The following is a 17,949-nucleotide window of genomic DNA, read 5'->3' on the forward strand; positions in this document are numbered from 1 at the left end:
ATCACAAGGAGCCCTTCGCAAGCGCAAAATCGGAGGAAGCAGATGCGGGACTCAACTCTTCGGATACATGCTTTGCACTGCAGCAACGAAAATGCTCGACATCCGACCTGTATCGTTACAGATTTTTTAGCGCGGTGCCATTCCGAGCCAATCTGGCGGCCTGCGGCAAATCAGATATAAGCGAGGTAAACTCGGGATGGAGCGAAAAAAGTAGCATCAAAGGCGCCTTGGAGAGTGGAGGATTTAGGGAACGGCATGGAAGGCAGGACGAAGAACAAGCCGGCGGGAGCGCCGCCAGCGGAGGGCGGCAGACCGACGCTGAAGACCATCGCCTTCATGACCGGGCTCGGCATCACCACCGTGTCTCGCGCACTGAAAGATGCGCCCGACATCGGCGCCGAAACCAAGGAGCGCGTTCGCCTGGTCGCAAAGCAGATCGGCTATCAGCCGAACCGGGCGGGCGTGCGGCTCAGAACCGGAAAGACCAATGTCATCAGCCTCGTGCTGACGCTCGAGGAAGAGATCATGGGCATTACCAGCCCGATGGTCATCGGCATTACGGATATCCTGGCAGGCACACCCTATCACCTGGTCGTAACCCCCTACAGTTCCGCCAAGGATCCGCTCGGGCCCATCCGCTACATTCTCGACACGGGCGCCGCCGACGGCGTCATCATATCGCGAATGGAACCGAATGACCCGCGTGTGACGCTGTTGACGGAACGTCAGTTGCCGTTCGCCACCCATGGACGCACCGAAATGGGCATCGTCCATCCCTATCACGACTTCGACAACGAGCGCTTCGCCTACGAGGCGGTGCGCAAGCTCGTGGAGCGCGGCCGCCGGCGGCTCGTCCTGCTCGAGCCGCCGCCCCACCTCTCCTTCCACCAGCACATGCGCACGGGCTTTGAGCGTGGCCTGAAGGATTTCAGCGCCGAGGCCGTGAGCTTTCACCAGGTCAATATCGACCACAGCCTGAAAACCATCCGCGATGCCTTCGAGGCGCTGATGCGCTCGGATGAAGCGCCGGACGGTATCGTCTCCGGCAGCGGCTCCGGCGCCATCGCGCTGATTGCCGGACTCGAGGCAGCGGGGAAAAAAGTCGGCGTCGATGCCGACATGGTCTCGAAGGTGCCGAGCGACTTTCTGCGCTGGCTGCGCCCGGAGGTTATCACCATGTATGAGGATATCCGCCTCGCCGGCCGCGAGCTCGCCAAGGCGGTGATCGGCCATATCGAAGGCCGCCCGCCGGAAACGCTGCAGAGCCTCAGCCAGCCGGAATTCCAGGCAACTGCGGCAACGGCGCCCGGCTAATATGAAGCCCGATGCGCAGTTTCAATGAGTTACAGCGACCTTTGCGCGTCTGAAAAGACGCGCGGCGCTGCAGTGGCCGGCCAGTATTTGTCGTCGGTGAAATCATGCGGGATGGGATTGAGCTGCTCGAGCTTGTCGGCAACGAATTCGATCTGCATCTTCAGGTATCGGATCGAACTCGGGATCGGTCTTCCGGTGGCGAGGCTGCGTACCCGGTATTGCTCGTAGCCCGTCGCCCTTATGCGCCGCTCCGCCTCGGCGCGGATGCCCGTCTGGCTGGTGACAGGCCCGGTTTCGCTGGCTTTGCCCCCTTCGATCACCCTGAACTTCATGCTGCCTTCCCGATAGCTCCCTTGTTTGAGATACGGTGAGGTTGCCGTGAAAGGGCAACCAGCGCCACCCTTCCTTTGGTAGAGACGAACTAAACCCGATCCGACGCGTTCAGACCGCCGCGTGCCGGCTTCATAGCACGATTCGCTTGCTGGTCGCCTTGCTCAAACGACTGCTCGCAAGAGCTTACGGCGGCAGAGGACAGCCGTTTGCGCCTCCGAAATCAGCTGTTTCATCGAGCCCGGCGAACCGGGCCATAGCCGCCGCCCGTCGGCGTGACGATGGTAATGGCTTCGCCCCCCTCCAACACGGTCTGGGCGCAGCCAGGCATCGCATCGATCCGACCGTCTTTCCGGCGCACGAGGTTTTGCCCGCATTCGCCGGGTTCGCCCCCCAGCAGTCCAAAGGGTCGGATCTTGCGGTGGCCGGAGAGGATCGAGCAGTCCATGCGCTCGCGGAAGCGGATCGTGCGGCTGGTCCCGTTGCCCGCATTCCACTGCCCTCTCCCGCCGGACCCTTCGCGAATGTGGAAATCCTCCAACACCACCGGATAGCGCAGTTCCAGTATCTCCGGATCGGTCAGCCGTGAATTGGTCATGTGCGTGTGGACCGCATCCGCGCCGTTGAAACCCGGCCCCGCCGGCGCGCCCGAGCAGATCGTTTCGTAATACTGGTACGTGTCGTTGCCGAAGGTCAGGTTGTTCATCGTCCCCTGCGCCGAGGAAAGCGCGCCGATCGCGCCGAACAGGCAGTTGGTGACCGCCTGGCTCACCTCGACATTGCCCGCCACGACCGCCGCGGGATAACGGGGCGACAGCATGCTTGCCTCCGGCACGACGATACGAATGGGCCTGAGGCAACCGGCATTCATCGGAATGGCCCCATCGACGATCATGCGGAAGACATAGAGCACGGCCGCGCGGGTCACCGGCTCGGGCGCATTGAAGTTGTCGTCGCGCTGCGGGGACGTGCCGGTGAAATCGACCGTCGCCTCGCGTGCCGTCCTGTCGACCGTGATCCGGACCTTGATCTCGCAACCCTGGTCCATGGGATAGGTGAAGCTGCAATCGCCGAGCTTTTCCAGAGCCCGCCGCACGCTTTCCTCCGCGTTGTTCTGGACGTGGTCCATATAGGCCTTGACCACATCCAGGCCGAAATCCGCGATCGCCTTGCGCATCTCGCTCACGCCGCGGTTGTTGGCGGCGATCTGCGCCTTGAGATCGGCGACGTTCTGCACGACGTTGCGCACCGGGTAGCGCGCGCCTGTCAGCAGGGCACGCAGTTCGGACTCGCGGAAGCGGCCCCGGTCGACCAGTTTGAAATTGTCGATATAGACCCCCTCCTCCTCGATCGTATGCGCGTTCGGCGACATGGAGCCCGGGGCGATGCCGCCGATGTCGGCATGGTGGCCACGCGAAGCGACCCAGAAGAGCACGTCCTTGCCGTCGCCCGAAAAGACCGGCGTGCAGACGGTGATGTCCGGCAGGTGGGTGCCGCCGTTATAGGGGGCGTTGATGGCGAAGACGTCACCGGGATGTATCTCCGGATTGTTGCGGATGACCGCCTGCACGGAACGGTCCATCGAGCCGAGATGCACCGGCATATGCGGCGCGTTGGCGACCAGCGCCCCATCCGCGGCGAACACGGCGCAGGAGAAATCCAGCCTCTCCTTGATGTTCACCGAATAGGCTGTGTTCTGCAGCGTCAGCCCCATCTGCTCGGCAATCGACATGAAGAGATTGTTGAAAATCTCGAGCATCACCGGATCGGCATCGGTACCGGCCGCCTTTCTTTCGGGCAGCGCCACCACCCGCTCGAGCACCAGATTGTCGGCCGAGGTCAATTGCGCCTGCCAGCCCGGCTCGATGACGATGGTCTGGTTGGCTTCGATGAGCAGCGCCGGTCCGTCGATCGTGTGGCCGCTCGCGAGGAACTCGCGCCGATAGATTGCGGCGTCCTGCCAGGCGCCCGCCGAATAGAAGCGCGTGCTTCCGGAGGTTTGCGGCAGTGCAGGTCCTCGCGCACCGCTGCCGAGGCTCTCCGGCCGTGCTCCGCCGCCGACGGCTTCCACGGAAACGGCCTCGACGACAAGCTCCTTGCTCCCATCGATGAAACCGAAGCGGGCGACGTGGACCGCCTCGAAAGCGGCCTTCATCCGCCGCGGGTCCGCCGCCGTCACGCTTTCCCGGTAGTCGATCCCGGCAGGCATCGAGCCGACGGGAATCTCGAGCGTCGTATCGGTTCCGGCATAGCGCACCAGCGCATTGACATTGACGCTGATCTGATCGCTCCTGATCCCCTGCCCTTCGAGTTCCGACACGGCGTCGCCGCATAGCGGTGACGCGACGCGGGCGGTTTCTGCAATCGCCTTCTCCAGCGGCACTTCGATCGCGCCCTGGCGCAGCGCACGGACATCCGCAAGGCCCATTCCATAGGCCGAAAGCAGCCCGGAAAAGGGATGGACGAGCACCCTCTTCATGCCGAGCGCATCCGCCACCAGGCAGGCGTGCTGGCCGCTGGCGCCGCCAAAGGCATTGAGCGCGTAGCGGGTCACGTCATAGCCACGGGCAACGGAGATCTTCTTTACCGCTTCCGCCATATTGGCGACGGCGATTTTCAGGAATCCGTCCGCCACCGCCTCCGGCGTTCGGCCATCGCCGATTTCGTCGGCAAGCGCCCCGAAAGCGGCCTCTACCGCGGCAAGATCCAGCGGCTGGTCCTGGTTCGGGCCGAAAATGGGCGGGAACAGGGCCGGATTGAGCTTTCCGGTCATCACGTTGGCGTCGGTCACCGTCAACGGACCACCGCGACGGTAGCATTTGGGTCCCGGATTTGCGCCCGCGGAGTCCGGGCCGACGGTGAAGCGCGAGCCGTCATAATGCAGGATCGAGCCGCCGCCGGCGGCCACCGTATGGATCTGCATCATCGGCGCGCGGATGCGCACGCCGGCGACCTCCGTTTCGAAGGCCCGCTCGTATTCACCGGCGTAGTGGGCGACATCGGTGGAGGTCCCGCCCATGTCGAAGCCGATCACGTTCGCGAAGCCTGCATTGACGCCGGTCCGCGCAAGGGCGACGACGCCGCCCGCCGGCCCGGAAAGAATGGCATCCTTGCCCTGGAACAGGCTTGCAGACGTCAATCCGCCCGAGGACATCATGAAAAGCAGGCGCGCACCCGTGCGGTCGAGATCGAGCTCGTCGGCGACCTGCGCCACATAGCGGCGCAGCACCGGCGAAAGATAGGCGTCGACGACGGTCGTATCGCCGCGACCGACGAATTTCACGAGCGGCGAGATCTCATGGCTCACCGAGACCTGGCCGAACTGCATCTCGCGCGCGATTTCGGCGACGCGGGCTTCGTGCTCGGGATAACGATAGGCATGCATGAAGACGATCGAGAGCGCCTCGTAGCCCTGCCGCTTCAATTCTTCGAGCGCGGTGCGCACGGCTGCGTCGTCGAGCGGCGTCTCCACCGTACCGTCCGTCAGCACGCGCTCGTCCAGCTCGACGATGCGATCGTAGAGGAGTTCCGGCTTCCGGATGTCGCGGGCGAAGATGTCGGCGCGGGCCTGATAGCCGATGGCGAGCGCGTCACGGAAACCGCGCGTGGTGATCAACGCGACCGGCACGCCTTTGCGCTCCAGAAGCGCGTTGGTGGCAACGGTCGTGCCCATGCGCACCTCGTTGACGAGGCCGGCGGGAATTGCTTGTCCCCTGGAAAGGCCAAGCAGCGCTCGGATGCCGGCGACGGCCGCATCCCGGTAGACCTCGGGATTTTCCGACAGCATCTTGCGGGCATGGAGCCTGCCCTCAGGGTCGCGCCCGATGACGTCGGTGAAGGTGCCGCCGCGGTCGATCCAGAAGTCCCATTGCTTTCCCATGATGCGTCCCCTTTTGCTGCCTCGAAATGGAAGCCTGTATATTTTCACATTTCATCGATAATTTATTGACAAATCGTCGTCAAGACGCAATTAATTCGATGTCAGCAGTCGATCTGCAAAAAGGGGAACAAATATGAGGACCATGATCTCGGCCGTATTCGCGGCCACCGCGACATTCGCCACCGTTGCACAGGCGGAAACCTGGGATATGCCGACACCCTATCCCGACGGCAATTTCCATACCCAGAACATCCGCCAATTCGTCGAGGATATCAAAACCGCGACCAATGGCGAGCTTACGATCAATGTCCATTCCGGCGGTGCGCTCGTGAAACCGACCGACATCAAGCGTGCCGTGCAGAGCGGGCAGGTCCAGATCGGCGAGGTGCTCCTCTCCTCTCTCGGCAATGAGGACGTCGTCTTCGCTTTCGATTCCATTCCCGGTCTCGTCTCGGATTATGCGAGTGCCGAAAAGCTGTGGCATGCTGCGCAGGCTACCGTCAAAAGGCATCTCGAGGAGCAAGGTCTGGTGCTGCTTTACTCTGTTCCGTGGCCGCCGCAGGGCGTCTATTCCAAGGAGGCGCTCACGTCGCTTGGCGACCTGAAGGGGCTGAAGTTCAGGACCTACAATCCGGCAACGGCCCGTTTTGCGGAGTTGAACGGTGCCAACCCGGTCACGGTTCAGGCTGCCGAGGTCCCGCAAGCCTTCAAGACAGGTGTGGTCGACGCAATGATCACTTCCGGGGCGACTGGGGTCGACAGCCAGGCCTGGGACTATCTGAGCTATTACTACGACCTGCAGGCCTTCCTGCCGCAGAACATGGTGTTCGTCAGCAAGGACGTCTTCGACGGCCTCAGCGAAGAGACGCGCGAGGCTGTTGTGAAAGCTGCGGCCGAGGCCGAAACGCGCGGCTGGAAGCAATCCGCCGAACTGAATGAGGGCTACAAGAAGACCATGGCTGAACACGGCATCCATGTGGAGCCGCCGTCGGAGGCCATGGCCAAGGAGCTTTCGGCTATCGGCGACACCATGACTGCCGAATGGATCGAGAAAGCCGGCGAGGATGGCGCGGCGATCATCGACGCGTACCGGAAATGAGGCAACAGGCCGGAGCCATCTGCTCCGGCCGCTCTTTTTCCGCCTCTACGATTCAATCTGGCTGGGAGCGTTGCCATGACGAGTCCATTCGCGTTGCTTTATCGGCTTGCAGAGATGCTGGCCGCAATCTCCATGATCCTCATTCTCCTGCTCGTCGGCGGCGGCATCGTTCTGCGGACCGCGGGCTTTCAATTGGCCGGAAGCGACGACCTGGCGGCCTACTGCCTGGTCGCGATCTTCTTCCTTGCACTCGGCCCCACCTATCGACACGCAGAGCATATTCGCGTCGGGCTTGTGATCGACAGGCTGCCCACCGCCGCCAGGAAGCCGCTTGAATGCCTCCTGACCGTTCTTGCGGCCCTTTGCACCGCCTGGGCGACCTGGTGGCTTGGGCGTCTCGTCTATGACTCGCATCGCTTCGGCGACGTCGCCCAGGGGCTGCTGCCCGTGCCCCTCTGGATACCGCAGCTTTCCATGGTGGTCGGAGCAGCCATTCTCCTCGTCGCTCTTCTGGAGGACCTCGTGCGCTGCGCGCGCGGACTGAAGCCCAGTTATTTGGAAGTTTCCGACCAGACCGCGGACGACCAACCGCTGTTCGAGCGCTGAGGTGGCCCCATGGATCCTGTTTTTGCTGGAATCGTCATCACAGCCTTTCTCCTCATCATCCTTGCGGGCGGACTTTGGATCGGCATGGCGCTGGCGGCGGCCGGCTATGTCGCCATGGCCCTTTTCACGAGCCGGCCTCCGGGCCTTCTCTTCGGCACGACGCTCTGGGGCGCGAACAATTCCTGGGCGCTGACGGCCCTGCCGCTCTTCATCTGGATGGGCGAGATTCTCTTCCGCACCCGACTTGCCGAAGACATGTTCAAGGGCCTCGCTCCCTGGGTGCAGCGGGTGCCGGGTCGGCTGCTTCACACCAATGTCGTCGGCTGCGCGATTTTCGCCGCCATCTCCGGATCATCCGCCGCAACCGCGGCAACGATCGGAAAGATGACGATCCCGGAATTGCGACGCCGCGGCTACAGCGACTTCATGATCGTCGGTTCCCTGGCCGGCTCCGGCACGCTCGGCCTGCTCATTCCGCCTTCGATCATGATGATCGTCTACGGCGTTGCGGCCCAGGTTTCGATTGGTCGCCTGTTCATCGCGGGTGTCGTGCCGGGTCTCTTCCTGATGTCGATCTTTTCGCTGATTGTCGCCGTCTATGCGCTGTTGAAGCCGAACCGCATCCCGGCGCGGGAGCCGATCATGCCGCTCATGGAAAGAATTTGGGAGTCGCGACGCCTCATTCCGATCCTGATCCTGGTGCTTGCCGTGCTCGGCTGCATCTATGGCGGCATCGCAACGCCGACGGAGGCCGCCGCCATCGGCGTGACCGGCGCGCTCGCTCTGGCGCTGGTCGGCGGGGGCCTCGACCGGCATACCTTCTGGACGAGCGTGGTCAGCGCGACGCGCACCAGTGCGATGATCGGCCTCATCCTGTCAGGCGCCGCCTTCCTGTCGACCGCCATGGGATTCACCGGCCTGCCGGAGCAGTTCGCCGACTGGATCGTCTCCATGCAATTGCCGCAGCCCGCGCTCATCGCTGCGCTGGTATGCATTTTTCTGGTCATGGGCTGCTTCATCGACGGGATCTCGATGATCCTGCTGACGACATCCGTGCTGCTTCCGGCCGTCGAGGGTTCGGGCATCGATCTTCTCTGGTTCGGCATCTTCGTCGTCCTGCTCGTCGAGATCGCGCAGATCACGCCGCCCGTCGGTTTCAACCTCTACGTCCTGCAATCCTTGGCAAACCGCAGCATCGGCTATATTGCCCTTGCGGCGCTTCCGTTTTTTGCGGGGCTGCTGGCCCTGATCATGTTCATAACCGCGGTGCCCGACCTCGTTCTGTGGTTGCCCGGCCAGATGCTTGGACAGAATTGATGAGTGAAGAAAGAGCTGAAATCGGACCGATCGTTTCCTCCGGCCATCTGGCAAGAGGCGCTTTGCCGGCGCTCTCAGAAGTCGAATTCGGCATCATCATGCTGAGCCACGCCTTCGACCGTTGGATGGTGCGCTGCATGGCGGCGGCTGGAGTGGCCGATCTTTCGCCGCTGGACGTGCTCGTCCTGCACAACATCAACCACCGCAACAAGGGCAAGACGCTGGCGGATATCTGTCTCGTGCTCAACATCGAGGACACGCACACCGTCGCCTACGCGCTCAAGAAACTGGAGCGGCTGTCACTCATCGAAAGCGGGCGGCGCGGCAAGGAAAAGCTGGCTCTCATCACAGCAAAGGGCCGCGAAGTCTGCGAGCGCTATGCGGCGATCCGCGAGGAGCTTCTCGTCAAGTCCCTGCTGGCGACCGACGTTTCGAGCGAGACCCTGTCGACGGTCGCAGCTCGCGTCCGGGCCCTATCCGGTCACTACGACCAGGCGTCGCGATCGGCGGCATCCTTGTGAACGGCCCCGGGCTTCTCAGGTCGCCGCAGCGATGAAAGAATATAGGCACGGGGCGGCTTTTGGCCGCCCCGTTCGCGTTTTTCCCGATAGAAACGATGCCGCTCAGCCGTTGAGCCCGCTGCCCCATGGCCCGTGATGGCTGTCGGCGCCGTCGACGCGGTCGAAGCCGTGGGCACCGAAGAAATCGCGCTGTGCCTGGATCACGTTCGCCGTGCCGCGGCCGCGGCGATAGCTGTCGAAATAGCCGAGCGCCGAGGCGAGCGCCGGCACCGGTAGGCCGCCGAGCACCGCCGCCGAGACGATGCGGCGCAGCGCCCCGTCGGTTTCCTTGACCAACGCCGCGAAGGCCGGCGTGACGATCAGGTTGGCGGCATCCGGCGCCTTGGTGAAGGCCGAAGTGATCTCGTCGAGAAACTGCGAGCGGATGATGCAGCCGGCGCGCCAGATCCGGGCGATCGTCGGCATCGGCAGGCTCCAGCCGAATTCCTTCGAGGCGGCCGACATCACGGCAAAGCCCTGCGCGTAGGCGCCGATCTTGGCGGCGAGCAGCGCATTCTCGAGATCCGTGATGAACGCCGCCTTGTCGGCGACCTGGAATTCGCCGACGGATGGCAGGCCGAGGATCTTCTCAGCCGTCTCGCGCTCCTCCTTCATCGAGGAAATGCTGCGCGCCGCAACGGCGGCCTCGATGCCGGTCGCGGGCACGCCCATGGTCTGCGCCTCGATCGCCGACCACTTGCCGGTGCCCTTCTGGCCCGCCTTGTCGAGGATCATGTCGACCATCGGTTTGCCGGTGAGCGGGTCCGTCGCCTTCAGCACCTTCTCGGTGATCTCGATCAGGTAGGAATTGAGCCGGCCCCTGTTCCAGGTGCCGAACACTTCGCCGATCTCCTCGGCCGTCATCCTCAGGCCGTCGCGCAGGATGCCGTAAATTTCGGCGATCATCTGCATGTCGGCATATTCGATGCCGTTGTGGATCGTCTTCACGAAGTGGCCGGCGCCGTTCTCGCCGAGCCAGGCGACGCAGGGCTCGCCGTCATATTTCGCGGCGATCGAGGTCAGCACCTCTTCGACGCGCGCGTAGGACTCCTCCGTGCCGCCGACCATGATCGAGGGTCCGTGGCGCGCGCCCTCCTCGCCGCCGGAAACGCCCATGCCGATGAAGGTCAGGCCCGTATCTTTCAAGCTGTCGAAGCGACGCATCGTGTCGCGGAAATTGGCGTTGCCGGCATCGATCATGATGTCGCCGCTCGCCAGATGCGGCTTCAACGCCTCCATCTGCTGGTCGACGGCCTCGCCCGCCTTGATCATGATGATGATCGGACGCGGCGGACGGATCGCAGCGACGAACTCCTCGATCGTTTCGCACGGGACGATCCGGCTCTTGAGTTCCCCGGCATCGGCATGGAACTTTCGCGTCGTCTCGACGGTACGGTTGAAGACCGCGATCCTGTTACCCTTCTCCGCGATGTTGAGCGCGAGGTTGGCCCCCATGACGCCGAGGCCGATTAGGCCGATTTCCGCCTGTGACACGTAATTGCCTCCATTGAACGCGTGGGCCCCGCATAGAGCGCCGCGGCGCATGCGTTCTGGCCCTTCGAATTGATCTGCGCATGCCGCTCACCCGAGGACAAGGATGGAGTGGGGCACGCGACGGCGGAGGTGTTTTGGCATTCAAATCGATTTACGACAAGCTTTTCCTGCCTGCAGCATGTCTCCTTAAATCGATGTCGATATGAGGACAAAGACATGCAGCAAATTCAAAAGTGCTACAGCGACCTTTGCGCGTCTGAAACGACGCGCGGCGCTGTACGCGTCGCCAGGGGATGAAAACCTGGGGCTCGATTGGCGGTCACCGAGCCGCTTCTTGCCTCAGCCTGCGGTTTTCAGGTGCTTCTTCCGTTTGATGCCACACGTATGCCGGCTGCGCGTCCGCCGCTCGGGACCACGACGATCTGCCTGACCTTCCCCTCCTTGAAGGCGGTAAGGAAGCGCTCGTAATTCTTGAAGGCGACGCAGCCATGCGATTCCGCCCGGCCGCCACGCAGCAGGTAGCTGTGGGTCAGGAAACCGTCGCGGCCGTGCTTGTTCTTTCCATCGATAGGCAGCATGCGGATCGCCTCAACGCCGTGGAAGCGTTTTTCGCGCATCTTGAGATTGTAGATGTGCGGTGGGGTCGGTCCGGTCATCTTGACATCCACATAGCGCGGGTTATCGGCCATCTTGCCGATGCCGGAATGGGCCTCGAGCACGCTCCCGTCGGGCATATAGACCTTTGCCGCGGTGATATCGTAGACGGCGACGCCATTTCCCGCCCTGGCTCCGCCACCGAAAACGCTGCGCAGCGCCTGGCCGATTCCGCTGCCGTTCTCCGCCGGATCGTCCGGCCGCGCGTAAGCGAGCTTCTGCTGCTTTGGCGTATCCCTTCCGCCGGTCCCTTCTGTCTTTTTGGCCTCTGGCAGCGTCCCGTCCTGAGCCTGCCTGATCTCGGATTTCTCCGTTTCGGCTGCAGGACGGGCTTGCGGCAGCGGACCGACCGACGGGGTGTCCTCGTGGTCTGTCAGGGCAGCATCGTCATCCACGTCCGAGTCTTGCGACGCGGTGATGTCCTCCTCCAACGGCGCCGTTAGCAACGACGAGAACGCAGCGCCGATCGCTCCGCTCCGGGAGGGGGCAGCATAGGCCAGTTGTGTCAGGGGCTTACCGGTCGAACCGGCGTGCAAGGGTCCGAAGCGTTCCGGCGCCGGTGCTTCGATCTTTGCCGTCGGCTGAGGCGGCCTGACGGCGTGGGTCGCGAGTTCCTCGGCTATCAATGGCACCTGCTTTACCACAGCGTCAAAACGCGCCACCTTGCGGCTCGTCTCGGCATCTGCCGAAACCGGCGGATTGCGAACGCTTTTTGCCTCACGGCCGGTAACGGCCGCGGACACGGCGGGGCGCGTCGCGGCGCCGGCCAGCCGCGACGCCTGGCCGAGCCTGGCGTGCTTTTCCCACTGGCGCTCTTTTGCCCTCTCCGCCAAATGGAGTTGCGGCCTGGGCAACAGGTGACCGGAACCATGAACGAAGGAACTGCCCATCGTGACCATACCAGCTGCCGACCACGCAGCCGCACCGGCAAAGACGGTGCCGCAGCAGGTGATCAGCAATGGGCGCAACAGACGGCGCAAAGACTGCGAACGAACGATCTTACTCAACAACACATATCAAGCCAAAAAATCCCGCAAAGGCCCAAGATCAGTTCCAGCAAGAGTGCGTTGCTTGAACTGCGAAATGCCCTGGGGCCGGCGAGCGACCACCGCTGCGCGACTTCTGGATTGCCCCCTTCTTGACGACGGATGGAGAAAAGATGGACAAGTATGGTTAAATTTTGCTTTCCAGCGACCCGGATGGGTCCAATCGGTTTTGCCGGATGGTCGGCAGCGCGTCGGCACGATGGCGTTCCGGCGCTTCCTGCACCAATCAAGGCTCTATCAACCTCTCGGACACGGCTGCTTTTGCTGGCCCGCCGGTTCCGCAAAGGGTGGTGGCGGAAACTCAGCGCGGGACAGCGGCTTTGCGCCAACAGCGGTCATCCCTTCTTTATGATTGCTGTACATGACAACCGTTACGAATGAGCGTGAGCGATTTCTGATGACCGACGTAACACTGAACTTCTACGAAAAGAACGCCGAGGACTATGCCGCCGGCAAGCTGGCTCCCAATCCGAGACTGTTCACTTTCCTTGACCGTTGCAGGCCAGAGGGCAAAGTCTTGGAACTGGGGACTGGGGGCGGCGTCGATGCCGCCGCCATCGTCAAAAGGGGCTTTGATCTTGACGCCACCGATGGCTCGTCTGAACTCGCCGCCATTGCTTCCCGCCGGATCGGGCAGCCTGTCAGGACAATGCTTTTCAACGAGTTGAATGCCGTAGGGATTTATGACGGCGTATATGCTTGCGCTTCGTTGACCCATGTGCCTCGATCTGACCTTCGCGGCGTGATCGAGAAAGTTTACCGAGCGTTGAGCGAAAGTGGGGTTTTCTGGGCAAGCTTCAAGGCAGGAGCTGAAGAAGGCTCAGACGCGCTGGGTCGCCATTATAACTACTTGTCACAAGGCGAGTTGGCGACGCTGTGGCGGGCAGCGGCACCTTGGCGGACGATTGAAACGGAAGTTTGGCTGGGCGGCGCTTACGACCGGAAGCCAACCGAATGGGTAGCTATTACGGCTTTGAGGTGAAGTCCGCAAAGACCGGCACCGGAAGTTCCCACCGTTATCGGCTAAAACGCATGAATATCTGCTTCAATCATTCCCCGTCCGGCCTTCCGTCGCCATCGTCGAGAACCCGCCAGGACGCGCCGTCGAGATCTTCGTATTGGCCGCTCTTCAGCGCCCAGAGAAAGGCAGCGAGGCCGAGCCCGCCAAGGAAAAGCGCGATGGGAATGAGATAGACGAGCGTGTTCATCGGGCGTCCCCGGCAGGTAGCGGCGTCGCATGGATCAGCGCTCGTCGTTGAGGTTCGCTGAAAAGCCCGCCTCTCAGCCGCAATGCGTTGGCGACGACGATCACCGAGGAGGTGGACATCGCGATTGCGGCGACGAGCGGCGTCGCATAACCGAGGATCGCGATCGGAACCGCAATCAGATTATAGCCGATCGCCAGTGCGAAATTCTGGCGGATCAGCCGGCCGGCCTGGCGCGAGGTCTCGATCGCGAAGGGAACGGCCGTCAGGGCCTGGTGCATGAAGACGAAGTCGGAGGCCTGGCGGCCGACATCGGCGGCGCTTGCCGGCGCCATCGACACATGGGCGGCGCGCAGCGCCGGCGCGTCGTTGATGCCGTCGCCGACCATCAGGACCCGATGTCTGCCCTCGGCCACAACAGCGCAGGCCTCGACCTTGGCGCGCGGCGACAGTTCCGCGATCCAACGCCTGATGCCGAGCTTGCGGCCGACCTCGGCGACGACCGGCTCGCGGTCGCCGGAGAGGATGCCGGTTTCCAGCCCGAGCTCGTGGAGCTCCGCAACGCTATCGCCAGCGCCCGCACGCAATTTGTCCTCGAAGCGGAAAGAGGCGAGCTCCCGGCCATCCACTGAAAGGACCGCTTCCGATTGGCGGCTCGCTTCACCGGCGCCGCCGCAGGCAAAGGCGCGGCTGCCGAGCCGGTAGACGCCCTCTTTCGTGTCCGCCTCGATGCCCGCGCCGGCAATCTCGCGGATATCCCCCACAAGCGGCACCGCCGCACCGGCTGCATCATGCAGCGCCTTCGCGACAGGATGGCGCGAATGCGCCGCGAGTGCCGCGGCAATCGCCATCGCCGCCGGCGCGATCTCGTCGGCATTCACAAGCCGCGGTTCGCCGATCGTCAGCGTGCCGGTTTTGTCGAAGAGCACCGTATCGATCTCGGCCAGGCGCTCCATGGCCGAGCCGTCCTTGACCATGACGCCGCCCTGGAAGAGACGCCCGGCCGCGACCACCTGCACCACCGGCACCGCGAGGCCGAGCGCACAGGGGCAGGTGATGATGAGAACCGCGACGGCGACCAGCAGTGCATGGCGCACATCGCCCTCGACGAACATCCAGCCGATGAAGGTGAGGAGCGCCAGGAGATGCACCGCCGGCGAATAGTAGCGAGCGGCGCGATCGGCGATCCGGCGATAGCGCGCCCTGCCCCCTTCGGCGGCCTCCATCAGCCCCATGATCTCGGCGAGGAAGGAATCGCGGGCTGCCGCCGTCGCCTCGAGGGTGAGCGGCCCGGTAAGGTTGAGCGTGCCCGCCTGGATCAGGTCGCCGACGCCGACCGCTACCGGCGCGCTCTCGCCATTGACGACGGACCGGTCGAGGTCGCTGGCGCCGGAGAGCACGCGCCCGTCGACGGGAATGCGCTCGCCCGCCGCAATCATCAGGCGTTCGCCGGGCCGGATTTCCTCGACGGGCCGGTACTCCCGGCTGCCGTCGGCGTTGACCACCATCGCACCGCGCGGCGACAGGCGCGCCAGCCCGCTGATCGCCGAGCGTGCCCGCCCCCGCATCATGTGGTCGAGCGTGCGACCGATCAGCAGGAAGAAGAGCAGCGTGACCGAGGCATCGAACCAGGCATGTTCGCCATGGCCGATCGTCTCATGGAGCGACATGCCATAGGACAGCGTCACCGCAAGCGCGATCGGCACGTCCATGTTGGTGCGGCCATGTCGGAGCGCGTTCCAGGCGGACTGATAGAAGAAGCGTCCGGCGTAGACGAGCGCCGGCGCCGCGATCATGGCCGAGATCCAGTGGAAGAGATCGCGCGTGGCCGCATCCGCACCCGACCAGACCGAAACCGACAGCAGCATGATGTTGGTGGCGGCGAAGCCGGCAACGGCGACGGCCCGGATCAGCTGCTTCAGAACGGCGTCGCCCTCCTCCTCACCGACGGCGAAGAGATGCGCCTCGTAGCCGCGATCACGGATAGCGCGGGCGAGTTCGCGCGGGTCCGTGCGCTTGCCGGCAACCTCCTCCTTCCAGACGATCGAAACGCGCCTCGAGGACAGATTGACCCGGGCGCGCTCCACCTCCGGCTTTGTGCGCAGCGCGCCTTCGATCGCGGTGATGCAGGCGCCGCAATGGACACCCGGCACGCTCAGCTCCGTCTGGCGTAACCCGCCTCCGAGGGACCGGCTCGCAAGCCAGAGCTCCTCGGAGGCGGGCAGCCCCAGCCCCCGCTCGGGTTCCACAACGGTTTCGACACCCGGGGAGCAGCAACTCATGGGGCGTCTCCCGGTGCGATGAAGCGAATGGCCTGCCGGTAGACGACCTCTTCTCCGGCCATCGCCGTCAAATCGGCGATCCATTGTCCGGCCTTGAGAGCGGACGCGGCGACGAACACGCCCTCGCCCGCCCGTTCGAACTCGACGCCAACGTCCTCATGCTCCTCGACCGGACGCTTCAGGATGGCGACGACCCTGTCCGCCTTCCGCTCCGGCTCGCCCTTGCGGGTAAGCGTGTAGCGAAGGGAGTCGTTTCCGGGCACCAATTGCCCCTTGATCCCGCTCTCGGCAAAGGCGCGCGTCTCGGCCACCTTGCCGTTGAACTGCTGGCTGGCAACGTAGGTGTTCTCCACCACCAGACCGCTCCAGCTGCGGCTCGCGTTCCAGGCCATCACCAGATTGATCGAAATGATCGTGCCGAAGAACAGGGCCATGAGCGCGAGCATATGCCAGCCGGTGAACACGCGGGGACGGTCGGTGCGTATCTTGCTCATCGTTCGGCTCCCGGCTGGTTGAAGTTCGCCTGGTAGATGTCGCGCTCGTGGCTCGAGGGATCCTCGACGACGAGCGAGAAACCGTCCTCCGCCTCGGCAAGGCTGTCTTTCGGCAGAGTGACGAAAACCTTGAGCGGTGTGACCTTGTCCGGATCGACGGCAATGGTGAAGCTGCGGCCGTCCCCGGTCGCCTGATCGGCAATGCGCATGCGCGCCGACGGCATGCCGTCGATCGAAAGCGTGATGTTGCGCTGCTCGGGAATCATGTTGAGTAGCTTGACCATGTAGCCGTTGCGCACCGAACCGTCGGACTCGACGACGAATTGCGGGTTTCGGTCGTGCAGTACGTTGAGTTCGAGCCGATCGCGCGCCATCAGTGCGTAGAGCATGGCGATGCCGACCAGGGTCCAGACGCCGAAATAGAGGAGGACGCGGGGTCGGAGGACGATCCGCCAGTTGAAATGCCTGACCTTGTCGGTGAATGCGCCGTTTACGTTGCGCAGGCGCGTCGGATCGATCGCCGCCCTGCCATTGTCGGTGGCAAGCGCCATATTGGCAGCGTAGTCGCTGAGCGTCGCATAGGAAATCAGCCCCCGTTCGCGGCCAAGCTTGTCCATGACGCCGTCGCAGGCATCGATGCAGAGCGCGCAGGTAATGCATTCGAGCTGCTGGCCGTCGCGAATGTCGATGCCCATCGGGCAGACCGCCACGCAGGCATTGCAGTCGACGCAATCGCCGACCACCTCACCGGCCGCCGCCGCCTTCTTTGCATGACGCGAGCGCGGTTCGCCACGCCAGTCGTTATAGGTGACGACGAGCGAGTTCTCGTCCAGCATCGCCGCCTGTATACGCGGCCAGGGGCACATATAGGTGCAGACCTGCTCGCGCATCATGCCACCGAAGACATAGGTGGTGAAGGTCAGGACGCCGACGGTGATATAAGCGACCGGCGGCGCCTCCAGTGCGACGAAGCTCTTGAGCAGCGACGGCGCGTCGGCGAAATAGAAGATCCATGCGCCGCCGGTCGCAACGCCGATGACCAGCCAGATCGCATGCTTGGCGATGCGCTTGCGGATCTTGTCGAGCGTCCAGGGTCCGGCATCGAGGCGCATGCGCGCGTTTCGGTCGCCTTCGATGAAGCGCTCGACGACCAGGAACAGATCGACCCAGACGGTCTGCGGACAGGTATAGCCGCACCAGGCGCGGCCGACGGCGGAAGTCACGAGGAAGAGGCCGAAGCCGGCCATCACCAGAAGACCGGCGACGAAGAAGAACTCCTGCGGCCAGATTTCGATGAAGAAGAAATAGAACCGGCGGGAAGCCAGATCGACCAGGACCGCCTGGTCCGGCGCATGCGCGCCCCGGTCCCAGCGGATCCAGGGTGTCAGATAATAGATGCCGAGCGTCACCAGCATCACCAGCCACTTGAACCGGCGGAATTGGCCCTCGGCCCGCTTCGGAAAGATCTTGCGGCGTTTTTCGTAAAGCGGCTTGCGCACGCGCGCCGCATTGACCGGCTCGGCCTCGAAAAGCTCGACGGACTGCGATTGATTGACCGATTGAGGCTGCATCTGCGGGAATTCCCAAAGTATTCAGATCTATCGGTCCGACTTGTGCCCGATCGACCGCCCCCAAGCCTTGATCTGCGTCAAGTTTGCGCCCGAATGC

General features: G+C 63.4%; 14 protein-coding genes. 6 read left to right on the plus strand and 8 right to left on the minus strand.

The annotated features are described in order from the left end of the window. The first annotated feature begins 255 nt into the window (after nt 1-255). A complete protein-coding gene (locus EKH55_RS08835) occupies nt 256-1,314 on the plus strand; it encodes a LacI family transcriptional regulator (protein ID WP_069458346.1) in 1,059 nt (352 codons plus the stop codon). A gap of 29 nt (nt 1,315-1,343) precedes the next feature. On the opposite strand, the gene EKH55_RS08840 is transcribed toward EKH55_RS08835, so the two are convergent. Together EKH55_RS08840 and EKH55_RS08845 are read right to left on the minus strand one after the other, a co-directional pair. After that, nucleotides 1,344-1,646 (minus strand): hypothetical protein, encoded by a 303-nt coding sequence (locus EKH55_RS08840; protein ID WP_069458345.1) that lies wholly within the window; start codon nt 1,644-1,646, stop codon nt 1,344-1,346. 230 nt (nt 1,647-1,876) lie between these two features. Further along, nucleotides 1,877-5,524 carry a hydantoinase B/oxoprolinase family protein gene (locus EKH55_RS08845; RefSeq protein WP_083265308.1) on the minus strand — a complete coding sequence of 1,216 codons (3,648 nt, stop codon included), beginning with the start codon at nt 5,522-5,524 and terminating at the stop codon, nt 1,877-1,879. 133 nt (nt 5,525-5,657) lie between these two features. On the opposite strand from EKH55_RS08845, the gene EKH55_RS08850 reads away from it, so the two are divergent. The 4 genes from EKH55_RS08850 to EKH55_RS08865 all read left to right on the plus strand — a co-directional run bounded on the left by EKH55_RS08850 (nt 5,658) and on the right by EKH55_RS08865 (nt 9,067). Next, a complete protein-coding gene (locus tag EKH55_RS08850) occupies nt 5,658-6,623 on the plus strand; it encodes a TRAP transporter substrate-binding protein (protein ID WP_069458344.1) in 966 nt (321 codons plus the stop codon). A 75-nt stretch (nt 6,624-6,698) separates the two neighbouring features. Beyond that, a complete protein-coding gene (locus EKH55_RS08855) occupies nt 6,699-7,229 on the plus strand; it encodes a TRAP transporter small permease (protein WP_151611363.1) in 531 nt (176 codons plus the stop codon). Nucleotides 7,230-7,238: 9 nt separating this feature from the next. Then, nucleotides 7,239-8,546: a TRAP transporter large permease gene (locus tag EKH55_RS08860; RefSeq protein ID WP_069458342.1), complete on the plus strand. Its 1,308-nt coding sequence runs from the start codon at nt 7,239-7,241 to the stop codon at nt 8,544-8,546. Next, nucleotides 8,546-9,067 (plus strand): winged helix DNA-binding protein, encoded by a 522-nt coding sequence (locus tag EKH55_RS08865; RefSeq protein WP_069458341.1) that lies wholly within the window; start codon nt 8,546-8,548, stop codon nt 9,065-9,067. The genes EKH55_RS08860 and EKH55_RS08865 overlap by 1 nt, the downstream gene beginning before the upstream one ends. A 102-nt stretch (nt 9,068-9,169) precedes the next feature. Here EKH55_RS08865 and gndA read toward each other — a convergent pair whose 3' ends face one another. Beyond that, the gene (gene gndA / locus EKH55_RS08870) at nt 9,170-10,600 is read right to left on the minus strand and encodes an NADP-dependent phosphogluconate dehydrogenase (protein WP_151611364.1); all 1,431 of its coding nucleotides are present in this window, start codon (nt 10,598-10,600) and stop codon (nt 9,170-9,172) included. A gap of 353 nt (nt 10,601-10,953) precedes the next feature. Beyond that, nucleotides 10,954-12,261 carry a DUF2778 domain-containing protein gene (locus EKH55_RS08875; protein WP_246231795.1) on the minus strand — a complete coding sequence of 436 codons (1,308 nt, stop codon included), beginning with the start codon at nt 12,259-12,261 and terminating at the stop codon, nt 10,954-10,956. Between the two features lie 436 nt (nt 12,262-12,697). On the opposite strand from EKH55_RS08875, the gene EKH55_RS08880 reads away from it, so the two are divergent. Continuing rightward, nucleotides 12,698-13,282: a class I SAM-dependent methyltransferase gene (locus EKH55_RS08880; protein ID WP_069458601.1), complete on the plus strand. Its 585-nt coding sequence runs from the start codon at nt 12,698-12,700 to the stop codon at nt 13,280-13,282. A gap of 67 nt (nt 13,283-13,349) precedes the next feature. Here the strand turns inward: EKH55_RS08880 and ccoS are convergent, their stop codons facing one another. The 4 genes from ccoS to ccoG are packed head-to-tail and all read right to left on the minus strand — an operon-like array spanning nt 13,350 to nt 17,852. Continuing rightward, the gene (gene ccoS, locus EKH55_RS08885) at nt 13,350-13,508 is read right to left on the minus strand and encodes a cbb3-type cytochrome oxidase assembly protein CcoS (protein ID WP_069458339.1); all 159 of its coding nucleotides are present in this window, start codon (nt 13,506-13,508) and stop codon (nt 13,350-13,352) included. Then, entirely contained in the window at nt 13,505-15,787 is a 2,283-nt protein-coding gene (locus EKH55_RS08890) for a cation-translocating P-type ATPase (RefSeq protein ID WP_151611365.1), read from the minus strand. The genes ccoS and EKH55_RS08890 overlap by 4 nt, the downstream gene beginning before the upstream one ends. Then, the gene (locus tag EKH55_RS08895; RefSeq protein WP_106407822.1) at nt 15,784-16,281 is read right to left on the minus strand and encodes a FixH family protein; all 498 of its coding nucleotides are present in this window, start codon (nt 16,279-16,281) and stop codon (nt 15,784-15,786) included. The genes EKH55_RS08890 and EKH55_RS08895 overlap by 4 nt, the downstream gene beginning before the upstream one ends. After that, nucleotides 16,278-17,852: a cytochrome c oxidase accessory protein CcoG gene (ccoG, locus tag EKH55_RS08900; protein ID WP_069458337.1), complete on the minus strand. Its 1,575-nt coding sequence runs from the start codon at nt 17,850-17,852 to the stop codon at nt 16,278-16,280. Before ccoG ends, EKH55_RS08895 begins: the two co-directional genes overlap by 4 nt. Nucleotides 17,853-17,949: the final 97 nt, after the last annotated feature.

It is taken from the genome of Sinorhizobium alkalisoli, from assembly GCF_008932245.1.
GTDB classification, from domain to species: Bacteria; Pseudomonadota; Alphaproteobacteria; order Rhizobiales; family Rhizobiaceae; genus Sinorhizobium; species Sinorhizobium alkalisoli.